General features: G+C 60.4%; 11 protein-coding genes and 1 pseudogene. 7 read left to right on the forward strand and 5 right to left on the reverse strand.

Features of this window, described 5'->3' with window-relative positions:
- Positions 1-204: 204 nt before the first annotated feature.
- Both L8I05_RS27110 and L8I05_RS27115 read right to left on the reverse strand, forming a co-directional pair.
- Positions 205-735 (reverse strand): ferritin-like domain-containing protein, encoded by a 531-nt coding sequence (locus L8I05_RS27110; protein ID WP_106577657.1) that lies wholly within the window; start codon positions 733-735, stop codon positions 205-207.
- A gap of 15 nt (positions 736-750) precedes the next feature.
- Entirely contained in the window at positions 751-915 is a 165-nt protein-coding gene (locus L8I05_RS27115) for a hypothetical protein (RefSeq protein ID WP_242174976.1), read from the reverse strand.
- A gap of 61 nt (positions 916-976) precedes the next feature.
- Between L8I05_RS27115 and L8I05_RS27120 the strand changes: the two genes are divergently transcribed.
- Positions 977-1,867 (forward strand): triacylglycerol lipase, encoded by an 891-nt coding sequence (locus L8I05_RS27120; protein WP_197625706.1) that lies wholly within the window; start codon positions 977-979, stop codon positions 1,865-1,867.
- Between the two features lie 103 nt (positions 1,868-1,970).
- Here L8I05_RS27120 and L8I05_RS27125 read toward each other — a convergent pair whose 3' ends face one another.
- Positions 1,971-2,858, reverse strand: a complete 888-nt coding sequence (locus tag L8I05_RS27125) for a DMT family transporter (RefSeq protein ID WP_197625704.1) — start codon at positions 2,856-2,858, stop codon at positions 1,971-1,973.
- 97 nt (positions 2,859-2,955) lie between these two features.
- Here L8I05_RS27125 and L8I05_RS27130 point away from each other — a divergent pair, with 97 nt between their 5' ends.
- From L8I05_RS27130 to L8I05_RS27145, 4 genes are all read left to right on the forward strand, one after another.
- Positions 2,956-3,744, forward strand: a complete 789-nt coding sequence (locus tag L8I05_RS27130; protein WP_242174978.1) for a helix-turn-helix transcriptional regulator — start codon at positions 2,956-2,958, stop codon at positions 3,742-3,744.
- A gap of 71 nt (positions 3,745-3,815) precedes the next feature.
- Positions 3,816-4,124 (forward strand): PsiF family protein, encoded by a 309-nt coding sequence (locus tag L8I05_RS27135; RefSeq protein WP_145160232.1) that lies wholly within the window; start codon positions 3,816-3,818, stop codon positions 4,122-4,124.
- Between the two features lie 205 nt (positions 4,125-4,329).
- Positions 4,330-5,343, forward strand: a complete 1,014-nt coding sequence (locus L8I05_RS27140; RefSeq protein WP_159953919.1) for an AI-2E family transporter — start codon at positions 4,330-4,332, stop codon at positions 5,341-5,343.
- A 43-nt stretch (positions 5,344-5,386) separates the two neighbouring features.
- Positions 5,387-5,965, forward strand: coding sequence for a hypothetical protein (locus tag L8I05_RS27145; RefSeq protein WP_242174980.1), 579 nt, complete (start codon positions 5,387-5,389; stop codon positions 5,963-5,965).
- 126 nt (positions 5,966-6,091) lie between these two features.
- Here the strand turns inward: L8I05_RS27145 and L8I05_RS27150 are convergent, their stop codons facing one another.
- Positions 6,092-7,360 (reverse strand): Hsp70 family protein, encoded by a 1,269-nt coding sequence (locus L8I05_RS27150; RefSeq protein WP_159953921.1) that lies wholly within the window; start codon positions 7,358-7,360, stop codon positions 6,092-6,094.
- Positions 7,361-7,598: 238 nt separating this feature from the next.
- Here L8I05_RS27150 and L8I05_RS27155 point away from each other — a divergent pair, with 238 nt between their 5' ends.
- Entirely contained in the window at positions 7,599-8,537 is a 939-nt protein-coding gene (locus tag L8I05_RS27155) for a DnaJ C-terminal domain-containing protein (RefSeq protein ID WP_159953922.1), read from the forward strand.
- Between the two features lie 228 nt (positions 8,538-8,765).
- Positions 8,766-14,321: pseudogene (locus tag L8I05_RS27160) on the forward strand (DUF6543 domain-containing protein); the annotation flags it as partial.
- 1,314 nt (positions 14,322-15,635) lie between these two features.
- On the opposite strand, the gene ureC reads toward L8I05_RS27160, so the two are convergent.
- A complete protein-coding gene (gene ureC, locus L8I05_RS29560) occupies positions 15,636-17,336 on the reverse strand; it encodes an urease subunit alpha (protein WP_347341221.1) in 1,701 nt (566 codons plus the stop codon).
- Between the last annotated feature and the right edge of the window lie 115 nt (positions 17,337-17,451).

The raw sequence follows: 17,451 nt of genomic DNA on the forward strand, positions 1-17,451 counted from the left end.
TTGCGGGTTACAGGTCCGCAGATTGTCGGCGCTGACAGCGGCGACGTAACTGACAAAACCCGAAACCAAATGTGGGAGCTGGCTTGCCTGCGATAGCGGTGTAACAGTCGACAGATGTGCTGACTGTTCGAACGCTATCGCGGGCAAGTCGAATCGTCGCACCGCCGCTCCCACAAGGGTATTGAGGTATTGCAGTGTTGCGGGTTACAGGTCTTGCAGAATGTCGGCCATGTCGTCGGCGTGTTCTTCTTCCTGGGCCAGGATCTCTTCGAAGATGCGACGCGTGGTCGGGTCTTTGTCGCCGATGTACTGGATGATTTCGCGGTAGCTGTCCACCGCAATGCGCTCGGCTACCAAGTCTTCGTAGACCATTTCTTTCAGGTTATTGCCGGCCACGTATTGGGCGTGGGAGTTCTTCGACAGCAGGTCGGGGTTGAACTCCGGCTCGCCGCCCAATTGCACGATGCGCTCGGCCAGTTTGTCGGCGTGCTCGGCTTCCTGGGTCGCGTGCTCAAGGAATTCATCGGCGGCGACGCTGGCTTTCAGGCCGGTGGCCATGAAGTAGTGACGCTTGTAGCGCAACACGCAGACCAGCTCAGTGGCCAGCGAGGCGTTGAGCAGGCGGATGATTTCTTCGCGATCGGCGTCGTAGCCTTCGGTCACGGCGCCGTTTTCGACGTTCTGGCGGGCGCGTGAGCGCAGGGTCGCAACGTCAGTCAAATGTGCTTCAGTCATCTCAATCTCCTGGTGCTAATCCGGTTTTACGCCACGCTCTGCCGGCGTGATCGCTCCCAGTTGTGAGTCCCGCGCAACGCAAAAAGTTTTATCGGATTTCACGGATTCCTGCGCGCCCGTCACGAAGACGAGCACCAGTTGCACGACCTGGCCGGGCATTTCTAAAGCGCTGGCGGTCATGGGGCGGTCATGTCGAGTGGTCTAGGATGACGTTATCGCCACCAATCAGGATGCCCGCCGCATGCCCGAATCCCTCGCCACGCGTTACCCGCTCGTGCTGGTGCCCGGCATGCTGGGCTTTGTGCGCCTGGTGCTGTTCCCTTACTGGTACGGCATTGTCCCGGCACTGCGGGCGGGCGGTGCGCAGGTGTTTGCCGTGCAGGTGGCGCCGCTGGATTCCAGCGAAGTGCGCGGCGAGCAGTTGCTGGTGCAGATCGAGCGCATCCGCCGCGAGACCGGCGCCGACAAGGTCAACCTGATCGGCCATAGCCAAGGCTCGCTCACCGCCCGTTATGCCGCGGCCAAGCGCCCGGAATGGGTGGCGTCGGTGACGTCGGTGGCCGGGCCCAACCACGGTTCGGAATTGGCGGACCATTTCCACACCCACTATCCGCCGGACAGCTGGAAAGGCCGGGTCGTGAGCGCGGTGTTTCATCTGGTTGCCTGGGTGATGGGCCTGCTGGAAACCGGCTATCGCGGGCCCCGCTTCAAGGCGGATTTGCAGGCGTCGCACCAGTCCCTTACCTGCGAAGGCGTGGCCCGGTTTAACCGCCAGTATCCCCAAGGGCTGCCGGAAACCTGGGGCGGGCAGGGCGCCGAGGTGGTCAACGGCGTGCGTTATTACTCGTGGTCCGGCACCTTGCAGCCGGGCAAGACTGATCGTGGGCGGAACCTGCTGGACGGCACGAACCGCAGTTGCCGGTTATTCGCCCGCAGTTTTGTCCGGGAGAAGGGCCAGTGCGACGGCATGGTTGGACGCTACAGCTCGCACCTGGGCGTGGTGATTGGCGATGACTATGCGCTGGACCACTTTGATATCGTCAACCAGTCGTTGGGCCTGGTCGGCAAGGGCGCGGAGCCGATTCGGTTGTTTGTTGAGCATGCGCGAAGGCTGAAGGCGGCGGGGGTTTAGCAGGTGGACCGCGTTATCGTTCATCGCAGGCAAGCCAGCTCCGACATTCCAAGGTTGAAACACGGTCAACTGTGGGAGCTGGCTTGCCTGCGATAGCGGTGTATCAGGCCACACTGACCTCACGGCGCACCGGCGTCGTCCAACGCTCCGACAAAATCACCCCGCCCAGCGTCAGCAAGCCGCCCACCAAGTGGTACAGCGCCAACTCTTCCTTCAGCACCACCGCCGCAATCAACGCGGTAATCAACGGCAGCAGGTTGAAAAACAGCGTGGTGCGGCTTGGCCCCAGGGTTTTCACCGAGTGCATCCACGCCAGCGGCGCGAGCATCGACGCCAGCAAGCAGGCGTACAGCACCAGCGGAATATTCGCCCAGCCCAGGCCCGCCTTGGTCGAGAACAGGAACAACGGGAACAACACCACCACCGCCACCAGCACCTGCAAATACAGCAACACCAACGGCGGCAGGCGCAGCTGCCATTTTTTCAGCAGGGTGCTATAGACCGCGTAGGCCAGCGTGGCGATCAGCATCATGCCGTCGCCCAAGTTGAGCCCGTGTTGCAGCAGTGCGCCGAGGTTGCCGGCCGAGACCACCACCACCACGCCTGCGAACGACAGCACCGCGCCGGTCAGCGCGCCGAAGGTCAGGCGCTGGCCGAGGCTGATAATGGCGGCGGTCAATGACATCAACGGCATCAGCGAGAGGATGATGCCCATGTTGGTGGCGCTGGTCAGGGTCGCGGCGTAGTAAGCCAGGCTTTGGTACACCGCCATGCCCAGCACGCCGAGGATAAAGACTTTGCCCAGGTTCGGGCGGATCAGCGCCCAGTTGGCAATCACCGGCTTGAGCATGAACGGGGTAAACAGCAGCGCCGCCAGCAACCAGCGGTAAAAGCCGATTTCTGCGGGGAAGATCGTGCCCACGGCCAGTTTGTTGACCACGGTGTTGCCGGCCCAGATAAAAATGGCCAGCAGGGGATAGGCGTATTGCATCGAAAGAAACCAGGTGTGTTGATGAGGCAGGATTATCCCTTGTCTGGATCGAAGCCTATACTGCGATCCAGACAAACGACCGTTGTATCCAGACAATATGGCCAGACACACCGTACGCCTCGCGGATTTCCACAGCCTGCCGAGCCCGGTCTACTTCCGTTACTCGGATTTCGCCCCCGACACCGAGTGCACCCCGCACCGGCATTTCTGGGGTTCGCTGGACTATTCGGCCAACGGCGTGATGCGCATGGAGGTCGCCGGCAGCCGCTTTATGTCGCCGCCGCAGTACGCGGTTTGGATCCCGCCGAACACCGAGCACAGCTCCTACAACGCCCAGGCGATAGTCTATCGCTCGGTCGGTTTGGCCCCGGAACTCTGCGAGCAATTGCCGCAGGCGCCTTGCACCCTGGCGATCAGCGAGATTCTCAAGGCCATCCTCAGCGACTTTGCCCAGCGTGACGTCAACATCGCACAGACCGAAGCCGATATCCGTTTGGCCCAGGTGCTGGTGGACCAGCTCAAGCAAGCGCCGATTCACGATTGCTTCCTGCCCTATGCGCGCCACCCCGGGCTGCTCGGCGTGCTCGAAGGCATGCAGGCTGAACCGGGCGATAACCGCCCCCTGGCGCAGTGGGCCGAGCAAGTGCACGTCAGCGAGCGCACCTTGGCGCGCCAGTTTGTGCGCGAGTTGGGCATGAGCTTTGGCGAATGGCGCCAGCGCCTGCGCTACCTGGCGGCCATCGAGGCCCTGGACAGCGACCACAGCGTGCAACACGTGGCGTTTGACCTGGGTTACAGCACCGCCTCGGCGTTTATCGCCATGTTCCAGCGCCACGCCGGCTGCACGCCGGAGCAGTATCGGCGAACAAATATTCGCAGCCGGTGAAGATGTAACAGGCTTTGACTACACTCCTGCGTAGGCCGTGCCCCCCGGCACGGTAACAGGGAGAAAACTCCATGAAGATGTTGCGTATTCCGCTGTTGATGATGGGCCTGCTGCTGTGTTCCCAAGGGTTTGCCGCCACCGCTGCACAGACCGCCCAGCAACAAAAAATGACCACGTGCAACGCCGAAGCCAAAGGCAAGACCGGCGACGAGCGCAAAACATTTATGAGCACCTGCCTCAAGGCCGCTCCGGCAGCCAACGACGCCAAGACCCTGACGCCGCAGCAGCAGAAGATGAAAGACTGCAATGCCACGGCGAAAACCAAGGCGTTGACCGGCGATGCACGCAAGACCTTTATGAGCACTTGCCTCAAAGGCTGATCACGATTTCGCCAACGCTGGAGCTCAATGTGGGAGCTGGCTTGCCTGCGATAGCATCACCTCGGTAAGTTTGCTGCACCGAGGCGCCTGCATCGCGGGCAAGCCCGGCTCCCACAGTTGATCGCATTCACACCCTGGCCTCTCGCTTGATTCCCTCAAGGCTGGCAGACTGCCCATCCTTTAACGCCGTTCGTTTTGAGGCTGTATGCCAACGTTTTCTCAGCGTCACGTGTTGTTGCTGGTCAGTTGCATCATCATTTTCGGTGGATTACTGCTGGTCCTGCCGCTCAAACTGCTGCCCAGCCTGTTGGCCGGCCTGCTGGTTTATGAACTGGTCAACATGCTCACCCCGCAGTTACAGCGGCTGATCGAAGGTCGGCGCGCGCGTTGGCTGGCTGTGGCGTTGCTCGGCACCTTGATTGTCAGCGTGCTGACGTTGATCTTCGCCGGCGCCATCAGCTTCCTGCTTCACGAAGCGGAAAACCCCGGGGCTTCCCTCGACAAATTCATGGGCGTGGTCGACCGTGCGCGCGGCCAGTTGCCGCCGTTCCTCGACGCCTATCTGCCCGCCAGCGCCGCCGAATTTCGCGTGGCCATTGGCGATTGGCTGAGCAAACACCTCAGCGAACTGCAATTGGTCGGCAAAGACGCCGCGCACATGTTCGTCACCTTGCTGATCGGCATGGTGCTCGGCGCGATTATCGCGCTGCAGCGCGTGCCCGACCTGACCAAGCGCAAACCGCTGGCTGCCGCGTTGTTCGACCGCCTGCATCTGCTGGTCCAGGCCTTTCGCAATATCGTCTTCGCCCAGATCAAAATCGCCGCGCTTAACACCATGTTCACCGCGATCTTCCTCGCGGTGGTGCTGCCGCTGTGCGGGATCCACCTGCCGCTGACCAAAACCCTGATCGTGCTGACGTTCCTGCTTGGCCTGCTGCCGGTGATCGGCAACCTGATGTCCAATACGCTGATCACCATCGTCGCGCTGTCACTGTCGATTTGGGTGGCGGTGGCGGCGTTGGGGTATTTGATCGTGATCCACAAGGTTGAATACTTTCTCAATGCGCGCATCGTCGGCGGGCAGATCAGTGCCAAATCCTGGGAATTGCTGCTGGCAATGCTGGTGTTCGAAGCCGCATTCGGCCTGCCGGGTGTGGTGGCGGGGCCGATTTACTATGCGTATTTGAAGAGTGAGCTGAAGCTCGCCGGAATGGTTTGACGCACTCACTTGAACTTTAAAGGGACTTAAGGGGAAACAAGCAGTGAGCGACAATATCTACGCTCCGCCAACGGCGGAGCTGACCGAGACGGTACACACGTCTTCAGAGTTTTACGTCATTTCCAAAACCAAGCTGCTGGTGTTGAGCTTGCTCAGCTTTGGGCTGTACACCTACATCTGGTCGTATAAAAACTGGAGCTCGTACAAGAAAGCCAATCAGGCGGATATTTCGCCGTTGGCGCGGGCTATTTTCTTTATTTTCTTCATCCACCAGCTCTATCGCCGGGCCGATGATAGCGTGGCCCGCAGCGGTCGAAAGTTCGATTTTGACTTTGAGCAGTGGGCGACGGTATTCGTCGTGGTCACGGTAGGTGCCAGGCTTTTCGAAATGGCCGCTGACCGTTTTCAGCCCTGGTTTGCCTATAAGCCCCTGATGCTCCTGGCCGTTCCGCTGTGTGCCTACATCCTTCAACACGCCCAAGGCCTGGTCAATTTCGCGGCCGGTGACCCGGAGGGGCAGAGCAACGCGCGTTTTAACCTGTGGAACTACCTGGTGATCGTGCCCGGCGCGGTGATGTGGTGCCTGACGTTGCTTGGGGTGTGGGCGGCCTATCACCACTAGGCGGTGTGGGAGCGGGCTTGCTCGCGAAAGCGGTGTGTCAGTCAGTACATCTGGTACTGAAGCACCGCCTTCGCGGGCAAGCCCGCTCCCACATTTGATTTTCGGTGTGAGTGAAATCGGGGAGGGTCAGCTGCCGTAGCGCTTGCTGGCCTCGATCGCCAAACCGCTGCCGATACTGCCGAAGATATTGCCTTCCACATGCCGCGCATTCGGCAACATCGCCGAGATGCTGTGGCGCAGTGCCGGGATGCCGCTGGAACCGCCGGTGAAGAACACCGTGTCCACTTGCGCCACTTCCACCGAGGCATCGTTGAGCAATTGCGTGACGCTGTTGCGCACGCGCTCCAGCAAGCCATCAATCGCCGACTCGAACAGTGCGCGGCTCAGCTCAACGCTCAGGCCCGGTTCAACCCGGTCCAGCAGCACGTGGCGGCTGTCGGCGTGGGTCAGCTGGATCTTGGTTTCTTCCACTTCCATCGCCAGCCAGTGCCCGGCGCGCTGTTCGATCAACTTGAACAGGCGGTCGATGCCGCCGGTGTCTTCGATGTCGTAGCGCATGCTGCCCAGGGCCAGCTGGGATTTTTGCGAGTACACCGAGTTGATGGTGTGCCAGGTGGCCAGGTTCATGTGGTGGCTGGTGGGCATGTAGGCGCCGCTTTTCATGCGGCTACCGTAGCCGAACAGCGGCATCATGCCTTGCAGGCTGAGCTGTTTGTCGAAGTCGGTACCGCCGATGTGCACGCCGCCGGTGGCGAGGATGTCGCTCTGGCGGTTGTCGTTGTGGCGGCGGTCCGGTGACAGGCGCACCAGGGAAAAGTCAGACGTACCACCGCCGATGTCGACGATCAGTACCAGCTCTTCTTTTTCAATGGTGGACTCGTAGTCGAACGCGGCCGCAATCGGCTCGTACTGGAACGAAATATCCTTGAAGCCGATTTTGCGCGCCACGTCGACCAGGGTGTTCTCGGCTTCCTGGTCGGCCATTGGGTCGTCATCGACGAAAAACACCGGGCGGCCCAGCACCACTTCTTCGAACTCGCGGCCGGCATTGGCTTCGGCGCGGCTCTTGAGCTGGCCGATAAACAGCGCCAGCAAGTCGGTGAACGGCATGGCCGTGCCGAGTACGCTGGTGTCGTGCTTGATCAGCTTGGAACCCAGCAGGCTCTTGAGCGAGCGCATTAGCCGGCCTTCGTAGTTTTCCAGGTATTCGTGCAGGGCCAGGCGACCGTACACCGGGCGACGCTCCTCGAAGTTGAAGAACACCACCGACGGCAACGTGATCTTGTCGTCCTCCAGCGCAATAAGCGTCTCCTCGCCGGGGCGGATCCAGCCGACGGTGGAGTTGGACGTGCCGAAGTCGATACCGCAGGCACGGGCTGGGGATGGGTTTTTCATGTCTATCAGGTTCCGGTTGAAAAACGGCCGCGCAGTGTATGCCAGTCGAAGGCGGATGCGTAGGCCAGCCATCCGTTAAATTGAGCTTGAAAGTTCGGGATTTGCCCCCACATCTGTTGCATACGGCTAGCGCCGATAACACTTTGACGCACCCCCGGGCCACAACCCTCAACAAGTGCAAAGCAGCGCACGTTGTGCCCCGGGCTGTGCGATCTCGATTGAGGATGGTGAACCGCCGATGGATTTCAAAGACTACTACAAGATTCTGGGTGTCGAGCCGACGGCCGATGACAAGGCAATCAAGGCCGCGTACCGCAAGCTCGCGCGCAAATATCACCCGGACGTGAGCAAGGAAAAAGACGCCGAAGAAAAATTCAAGGACGCGTCCGAAGCCTATGAAGCGCTTAAAAGCGCGGATAAGCGCGCGGAATACGACGAACTGCGTAAATACGGCCAGCATGGCCAGCCGTTCCAGGGTCCGCCGGGCTGGCAGAGCCGTGGCGGTTTTGGCGGCGGCGCAGGCACTGAAGACTTCTCCGACTTCTTCAGCTCGATCTTCGGCAACCGTGGCGACGCCTTCGGTGGCGGCCAGCGCCGCCCGACCGGGCGCAAGGGCCAGGACGTGGAGATGCAGCTGTCGGTGTCGCTGGAGGACACGCTGTCCACCGAATCCAAGCAGATCAGCTTCCAGGTGCCGCAGTACGACGGCTCGGGTCGCCACGTCAGCAACACCACCAAGAGCCTGAACGTGAAGATCCCCGCCGGCGTGGCCGACGGTGAGCGCATCCGCCTCAAGGGCCAGGGCGCGCCGGGCATTGGTGGGGGAGCGAATGGCGATCTGTACCTGATCATCAAGTTTGCGCCGCACGCCAAATTCGAAGTGGATGGCGAAAACCTAATCATCAACCTGCCTTTGGCGCCGTGGGAACTGGCGTTGGGCGCGGAGGTGGCAGTGCCGACCCTCACCGGCAAGATCAACCTCAAAGTGCCTGCCGGCAGCCAGAACGGCCAGCGCATGCGCGCCAAGGGCCATGGCTTGCTGAACAAGGCCGGGCAGCGCGGCTATCTGTTTGTGCAGCTCAAGGCCGTGATGCCTAAAAGCAGCGACGAGGAGGTCAAGGCGTTGTGGCAAGAGCTGGCGCAGAAAGCCGCGTTCAACCCGCGTGAGCATTTCTGAGCCGCGATAAATACCTAGTGCTTTTCAGGCAGGGCTATTCGATAGGTTGGTGGTTTTACAGCCCGTCATGGATGGCCTGATATGCCAGAACAACCCGTTACAACTACCCCCGAAGGCAGCTTCAACGTTGACCTTCGGGGCGTGCATTACGACTTCCTCAAAGACCGCGTACCTGCGTGGTTCAGCCAAGGCTCGACCCAGCGCCAGGAAGAACTCGCCAACCACGAAATGGAGCTGCCCAGCTGGTACCTGACTGCCACAGCGCAGCAGAAGGCTGACCTGGCCGACAGCCACACCCGTTATCGCGAGACCTTGAACCAAGTGGAGAACAGCCTGGGCAACATTCAGGATGTGCTGGCTTTTGCCGAGCAGCCGCTTAAAGACGCGATCAAGCAACGCTTCAACCTGGAACTGGACGTGCGGAACGTCTATTTCGCGCGCAAGTATGGGTTTAAAAGCCGTGATGATCTGTTCGGTGTGCTGGTCTTCGACCAGGCCCCGGATCCGTCACTGAGCTATGAGTACCGCGGTGTTTCGTTGCTCGAGGCTGCCCTGGCCAATTTCACCCCGGACGAAGAACGCGCCAGCCTTTGTAATGATTGCCAGGTGATTACCACCTGGAACTCGTATGACGGCGAGGTCATCGCGACGCCCCATGCGGTCAACTCCCAGGCCTTGGCCATTCCCGCCCATGAGTTTGCGCAGATGTGCCGCACTCTGGATCTGGGCAATTTGTACCAGCAGCACCTCCAGGCCATCGTCCAGCCCGATGACGAAACCCAGCGCACGGCGCTGGAGCAGCAACTGCAAGAACACCAGCGCCAACTGCTGGCACTGAGCGCCGAGGTTGCCTCTCACCAGGCAGAGTGGGGCATCGGCGCGGACGCTTACCGGATGATCAAACAGGTCATCACTGACCCCGCCACTGCCACTCTTGATGGCAAGCCGGTGACATTTGCCGCGCTGAAGGTGTTTGGCTGTGTCTTGGTGGGGCCTTTGCTGATCGGGCCAGCGCGTAAAGACAGTGACAGCGCCGAGCGCCTGCTGGTGTTCATCCCCAATGACCCACAACAGCCGCTCAAGGAATATGCCGACAGCGGCGCCTTTATGGCCGACCTGCGCACCCGCTTGCACAGCGCTTCGTACCGGCGGTTTTTCAGCCGCTTCGTACCCCAACGTGAGCAGGGCCTGTTTTTTCAGCAGTTCAATCGGTTGTACAAACCCACCAACGGCAACGGTGCGGCGGGCGATTATCCGCTGGCGCCAAAACCGTCGAAATTGCCTCTGGATGAGCAACGCATCAACGGCAACCTGTGGGAGCAACTGCGCAAGGCGCAGGTGAGCAAAATATTCTCCGACGCCCGCGCCGTGGCCGTGCCCACTGGCGATGAAGACCGCAAGGCGCGCATGGACCGGATGGCAAGCTATGCCGACGCAGTGAACAGCGCGTTCAACTTCCTCGCGTTCGTGGTGCCCGGGCTGGGGCCGATCATGCTGGTGGTGGGCGCGGCGCAGATGTGCACTGAAGTGTATGAAGGTATCGAAGTCGCCAATCAAGGCGACCTGAAGACGATGTGGGCGCACTTTTCCAGCGTGGCGCTGAATGTTGCGATGCTGGGCACCGGGGCCAAGGTGTTGCCCGAAGTCAAACTGTCGAGCAGGGTCGACAACCTCCGGCCGGTGACCATGCCATCAGGCAAGCAGCTGCTGTGGAACCCTGATCTGACGCCCTATAAAGTGCCTGTCGAATTGCCGGCGGATGCCAAACCGGACGCCCTGGGCCTCTACCAGCACAACGGGCAGGCGGTGTTGCCCCATGAAGGTGACTACTATCAAGTCCGACAGGAGCCCGAGACCGGGCAGTACCGCATTCAGCACCCCAGCCGCCCTGGTGCGTACGAACCGCAACTGGAACATAACCACGCGGGTGCCTGGAGCCATGAAGTCGAAGAACCCCTGACCTGGGATTCGCCGACCCTGATACGACGCCTGGGGCTGGATCAGCGTGGCCTCGATACCCAAACGCTGGAACAGGCCCGCATGGCCAGTGGCGTCGAAGAAGACGCCTTGCGCCAGACCTTTGTCGAACACGAGCCGGTGCCCTTGCTGCTGGAAGACTCGATCCAGCACTTCAAGGCCCACCAGGCGCTGACGACGTTCGTTGAGCACATGCACAGCAGCGACCCGGCGGTGTACAGCCAGGCTGATCCGGTGCTGCAACTGAACATGCTGCAGCGTCGTGGAATGCTGACCGCCGATACGCCCCTTCGCGTCATGCGCGGCGACGGCCGCCTGCTTTGGGAGAATGATGCGCCGGTTACGGCGTCCAGGCGCGTGGTGGTTGTCTCTGACAGCCAAATGGCACGTGGCGAGTTGCTCAAGGAAGTCTTGAACACCTTGCAGGGCGTTGACCCCACGCTCAAGGAAATCCCCGGCAGCGCCGCCGACTCGCTGGAGGTGCGCGCCGGCACGCTACGTCAGTACATTGGCGACACCGTTGAGACGTTCAAAGGTCCGCTGGCGGAGGAACGCTACAAGGCGTCCACTTCGTCGGCTGATCCCGATGTGCAAATGGTACTGCTCAGTTATCCCAAGTTGCCGACAGCGGCCGCCGAGCATCTGCTCAAGCGCCTGAGCAGCGAGCAATTGCAGGCTTTGCGCCGCACCGGGATGTTGCCTAAACAGCAAGCCGAACAAGCCAAATGGTGTGAACAGGAAACCCGCGTTTCTCGCGCCTACGAAGGCTTGCATCTGGACACCCTGGCGGATGTTGACAGCCAGCGCCTGGCCTTGCGTACCCTCGAAACCTTGCCCGGCTGGCCGAGCGGAGCGCGGGTGGAACTGCGTCAGTACTCGGCCACGGGGCCACTGCTGGATGCTGTCGGCCCGCCGGACGCACCGGTAAGCAAGACGCTGGTGGTGATGAACAACGGCCAGTTCCAGGCGCCCACGCCCAGGGACTTCTACTCGGCGACCTGGGACCTGTTGTCTGCCACCGAGCGCCAGGGCCTGGGGTTTATCGACGCGTCGCAAATGAAGGCCGCGATCCAGCAAACGCCCCTGCCGCGTGCGTCGCTGCGCACGGTATTGCTGGAGCATCCGCTGCTCAAGCCGAACGTGGACCCGACAGTGCGCCTGCTGGGCGGTGGGGGCGGCGTTCGACGATGGGCGCGCGGCACCTCCAGTTCTGCCCAGGCCCGCGCTCGAAAACTTTACCCCACGCTCAGTGAGCCAGAGATCACGGCCATTATCGAGCGGTTAGGCGATGACGTCAGCGGCGGGTTATCCCGGTTGGAGGCCGAGTATCGAGGCCTGAAGAACGCCTTGAAGGTTTGGGAGAGAGCTCAGCCCAGGGACTCGGCCTACGATCCAAGCGCAGAGGCAGCGGCTATCAACGTCAAGAATATCTTGAGCTGCTGGCGTCGAGAGGGCCGCGCTCACACGCTTTCGTTAGTGGGGATGGATCTGCCCGCATTGAAGGCCGATTTCAACCATGTCGAGTCACTCGAGCTGTTAACTATGAAGTGGTCCGACAATGCCGATACGTTCCTTCAGAATTTTCCCCGTCTGAAACGTTTGAACATCGATGGGTCCATCGGGCTGATGTCATTGCCTGATGTGATCGGCGGCATGAATAACCTGACTGTATTGAGCCTGGGCTTCAACGATATCCGTTTGACCTCGCAAAGCGCGGCCAAACTGAGTGCCCTCAGCAACCTTGAGGTCCTCATGCTTCACCACAATCCACTGGGTATGTGTCCCGATTTTAGTGCTATGTCCCGGTTGAGACAGGTGAGCCTCCTTGGTACCGGGATCGACCAGTGGCCAGTGGGGCTGCGTGCTGATACAGGGTTGGATTACGTCAACCTGGAGGGTAACAGGCTCAGTGAGGTGCCTGCGATCAATCTGGACCCACCGCCTGATCAGCTTGAGGCGATTGCCCGGATCAATCGTGTCACCCTGCTTGATAGAAACAATTTTCCTGCCGAGTACTGGCAAAAATTTGATAGCTACTGGCTGCGCCTGAGCCGGGAACGGCCTGATCTGTTGGAAGGCACGCTGTCCAGCGCGTTCGACGTTGGCGGCCCCAGCATTGAACGGTATCAGAGCGTGTACCCCGCAAGGACGCGTCAACAAGCCCGGGAGTTTCTCAGAAACCTGGGGGCAGGTGCCGACGCGGAACTGCTGAGGCTTGAGCAAGAACACTCTACGTTAAGCAACAAGTTGTACGATTGGGTTTACGAGCTAACCCCGGTGCGCCAGCAATTCGGTGCGCCCTTCCAGCGCGGTCTCGAGGCGCCGAACAGGGTTGATCGAGCGACAGCCAAGGAACGTATTCTGCAATGCTGGCGACAGGAAACGGAGCAAATGCTGGCCAGTGACGGTACGGGGCCGGGTTATACGCTCGACCTGTCCCACTTGAATTTGCCGAGCTTGCCGGACCTTGGCGTGGACTTTAGTCATGTTGCCTCACTCAAATTGAGGTTCATGAATCTCAGCACTTCGCCCGAAGGTTTTCTCTCCCGCTTCCCGAATGTGCGGCATCTGGACATGGCATTCAACGAGCTCAGGGAAGTGCCCCTTGCTGTGGGCAATATGAATGCGCTGACCAGCCTGTACCTTAATTCCAACCGAATCAGTTTGACCCCGCAGACGTCCGCGATCCTGTCCGCACGCACTGCCCTTCAAGCGTTACGCCTGGGGAACAACCCGCTCGGCATGACCCCGACTTTCAGCGCGATGACGGATTTGCGCGTCCTCAGCCTGCACAACACAGGCATTGACGCCTGGCCAAATGGGCTGCTTGAACTGCAAGCGTTGGAGGAGGTGGACCTGCGGAGTAACGAGATCACGACGATCCCTGACGCGATCATTGCACCGACAGACGAGTTGTTGGCAACGGCAAGGCGCATCAACGATTTAACCAATGCCAGCAACAACCCACTGTTACCTGCTACTCAGCAGAAAGTGCGGGATTACGCTGAGCGACTTCACCAAGAGGGGCTGGAGACCACGAACTCGTCAAATGTGTTTGCGGTGCGTGCGCTGAACGTACGCGGCGTTGAAGTGATCGACACGGGCCCACACGATGCGTTTCTGCGCTGGACCGAAGGGATGCCCACTGATGAGGTGGCAAGCAAGAGGGCCCAGTGGTTTGCATTGCGTGGCGCGCAGAAGGCCGATGGTTTTTTCAATCAGCTTGATCGGCTGGAGACAACGCCCGCAAGCCATGCCGATCAGCAGCGACGAATATGGGAACTGATCGAGGCGATCAGTCCAAATACCCCTGAATCCGGGCGGCTGCGCGCGGAGGTTTTCGAGTTGGGCGGGGAGGCGAAATGCTGTGACCGTGCGGTGTTTACCTTCAGCAATATGGAACTCGCGGTGATGGTTTCCAAGGCTCGCGTAACGGCCGGCGACCTGACGCAAGGCCCGCAGTTGCGGACATTGGCGCGGGGGCTGTTTCGCCTGGACGCGCTGGACCGGATCGCCTCGGCCGATATCGCCCGCAGCCAGGCAATCGTAAATGATCCGGCGGTAAGCCTGGCTGACAAACTCCCCCACACTCTGCGCCTGAGTGAAGAGGTCGAGATAAGGCTGGCCTATCGTGTCGGCCTCAAGGACCGTCTGCAATTACCGGGTCAGCCGCAGAAAATGCAGTTCGCCGACCTTGCCCACGTTACCCCGGCGATGCTGGAGGCGGCGTATAACGAAGTTGTGGCGCTGGATCACTCACCGAAAGAGTTCCACGCATTGCTGGCGAGGACCTTCTGGCAGGACTACCTCGCCAACAAATACCACGTGCAATTTGAAGCCCAGCGCCAACCCTATCATGCGCGAATGGCCGATCTCACCCGTCGCTTTGAGGCGCAGACGTTGGCCGAGGCTCTGTACCGGCAACAGGCCGATGACCTGCAGGCGCAGTGGGCGATTAAGAACGCGGCACTGCTCAATTCCCTGACCCGTCAAGAAATCGCCCACGCCTTGCTGCCACGGGGAACCCTTGAAGTGCTGGAGAATCCGGTGTCTGGCTTACAACTCGCCCAGGCGCAAGCCATTGAGTTCGGCGGCAAGCCGTACTTCATTGCGAGCATGCCCGATGCAGGCGATGGTGAGCACTACGTGTTATGGGTGCAGGCGCCGGATAATCCGTTTGCCTTGGTCAGTAGCGCGATTATCGCCAAGCCCGATGTCGCCGGGGTCTGGAAGCGCAGAGGCTCGACGGGCGGGATGCGGCCGGGAGTTTCCCAGGAGGTGTTCGAAGATGCTTCGGAGTCTATGCCGATGCAGCCCTACACCGCGGACGAACTCATTGCCATGCGCCAGCAAACTCACTTCGCACAGCTGCGCAATACGCCGGGCAGTTACAGCCGCGTGAACAACGCCCGATATCCGCTCAGGGATTTACAGGGCAAACCGATACGAATTCGTAAACTGCAGAGAAAGGTTCGGTCGGCGTCCGGTGTTGAATACACCTCGGAGCAGATCAAGCCTTACATCAAGTTTGAAGGCTATGAGGGCGTTGGGGCTCTGTATGAAGCGAAGCTGCAGCGGCGTGTGTTCACTGCGCACGATATGAAGGCGCCTGGGGAGAAGTCGCTGATCGGCCAGTCCATGGTGGTTGCCAACCGCCGAATCGCCAAAGGGGAAATAGTCGGTGTTTATGGCGGGACCGTCCTGCCCTCTCAAGTGGCAAGCCCTGGTGGGCAGACTTACATCCTGCTGGCAGGCTCCCGGCCGGCTTCAGGAAGGCTTGGAAGGGAGCCGATCGAAATATCGGGGGACAACATTATCTCCAGGATAAATACCAACTTTGAATATGACGCCAATGGCAAACCGGTGCGTCAGGCCGCAGGCGGTTACAACGTTGAAGGTGTCGGGTTCGACATCGAAGCGGATGAAGTGTGGGGCGCAAAAACCACCAGGACGGATTTTATCCTGACGGCGGTGTTTGCGACTGAAGACATTCCGGCGGGCGCTGAGCTGCGCATGAATTACGACTACAGCGAGGGCATGATTCGAAACACAATTTGCGTAAGCAACACTGCGACTGCGCCCCGAGGACCCACAAGCGTGTTCGGGGCGCAGTCGTCTGCGCTAAAACAAAAAGTACCGCTGCGCCATCGGCAGCACATCCGCAGGCTCACACCACAGCAACACGCCGTCGGCCTTGACCTGGTAGGTTTGCGGGTCCACCTCGATATCCGGCAGGTAATCGTTGTGGATCAGGTCGGTTTTCTGCACGTTGCGGCAGCCTTTGACCACGGCGATTTGCTTCTTCAACCCCAATGCTTCGGGCAACCCCGCGTCGGCCGCTGCCTGGCTGATAAAGGTCAGGCTGGTGGCATGCAGCGAGCTGCCGAAACTGGCGAACATGGGGCGGTAGTGCACCGGTTGTGGCGTTGGAATCGAGGCGTTGGCGTCGCCCATCAGGCTTGAAGCAATCGCGCCGCCCTTGAGAATCAGGGTCGGCTTGATGCCAAAAAACGCCGGGCGCCACAGCACCAGGTCGGCCCACTTGCCCACCTCGATGGAGCCGACAATATGGCTGACGCCGTGGGTAATTGCCGGGTTGATGGTGTACTTGGCGATGTAGCGCTTGGCGCGGAAGTTGTCATTGCCAGGCCCGTCGCCAGGCAGCGCGCCGCGCTGTTTTTTCATCTTGTCGGCGGTCTGCCAGGTGCGCGTGATCACTTCGCCGACGCGGCCCATGGCCTGGCTGTCGGAGCTGATCATCGAGAACGCGCCCAGATCATGCAGGATGTCTTCGGCGGCGATGGTCTCGCGGCGGATGCGGCTTTCGGCGAACGCCACGTCTTCGGCGATACTCGGGTCCAGGTGATGGCAGACCATCAACATGTCCAGATGCTCATCGATGGTGTTGCGCGTGAACGGGCGGGTCGGGTTGGTCGAGCTGGGCAGCACGTTCGCAAAGCCGCAGGCCTTGATGATGTCCGGCGCGTGGCCGCCACCGGCACCTTCGGTGTGATAGGTATGGATGGTACGGCCCTTCAGCGCGGCCAATGTGGTTTCGACAAAGCCGGACTCGTTGAGGGTGTCGCTGTGGATCGCCACCTGCACGTCATATTGGTCGGCGACGCTCAGGCAGTTGTCGATGCTGGCGGGCGTGGTGCCCCAATCCTCATGCAGCTTCAAACCGATGGCGCCGGCCTTGACCTGCTCGATCAACGGCTCCGGCAAACTGGCGTTGCCCTTGCCGGTAAAACCAATGTTCATCGGGAACGAGTCGCTGGCTTGCAGCATGCGCGCCAGGTGCCACGGCCCGGAGGTGCAAGTGGTGGCGTTGGTGCCGGTGGCCGGGCCGGTGCCGCCGCCGATCATGGTGGTGACGCCGCTGGTCAGCGCCTCTTCGATCTGCTGCGGGCAGATGAAATGCACGTGGGAGTCGATGCCGCCGGCGGTGAGAATCATGCCTTCACCAGCGATCACTTCGGTGCTGGCGCCGATGGCCATGGTCACGCCCGGCTGGATGTCCGGGTTGCCGGCTTTGCCGATCGCGTGAATGCGGCCGTTCTTCAAACCGACGTCGGCCTTGACGATGCCCCAGTGGTCGATGATCAACGCATTGGTGATCAAGGTGTCCACCACCTCATGGGCGAGCAATTGGCTCTGGCCCTGGCCATCGCGGATCACCTTGCCGCCGCCGAATTTCACTTCTTCGCCATAAATGGTGAAGTCCTGCTCGACTTCGACGAACAGATCGGTGTCGGCCAGGCGGACCTTGTCACCGACGGTGGGGCCGTACATGTCGGCGTAGGCTTGTCTGGAAATCTTCATGTGCATGCCTTGAGATTCAGGAAAGTTTGAAATCGTTCGCTTCGCTCTCTATCGCGGGCAAGCCCGCTCCCACATTTGGAACGCATTCCCCTGTGGGAGCTGGCTTGCCTGCGAT

It is taken from the genome of Pseudomonas sp. MONT-RG-20F-20-E-7-02 (assembly GCF_022662395.1).
Taxonomy (GTDB): Bacteria; Pseudomonadota; Gammaproteobacteria; order Pseudomonadales; family Pseudomonadaceae; genus Aquipseudomonas.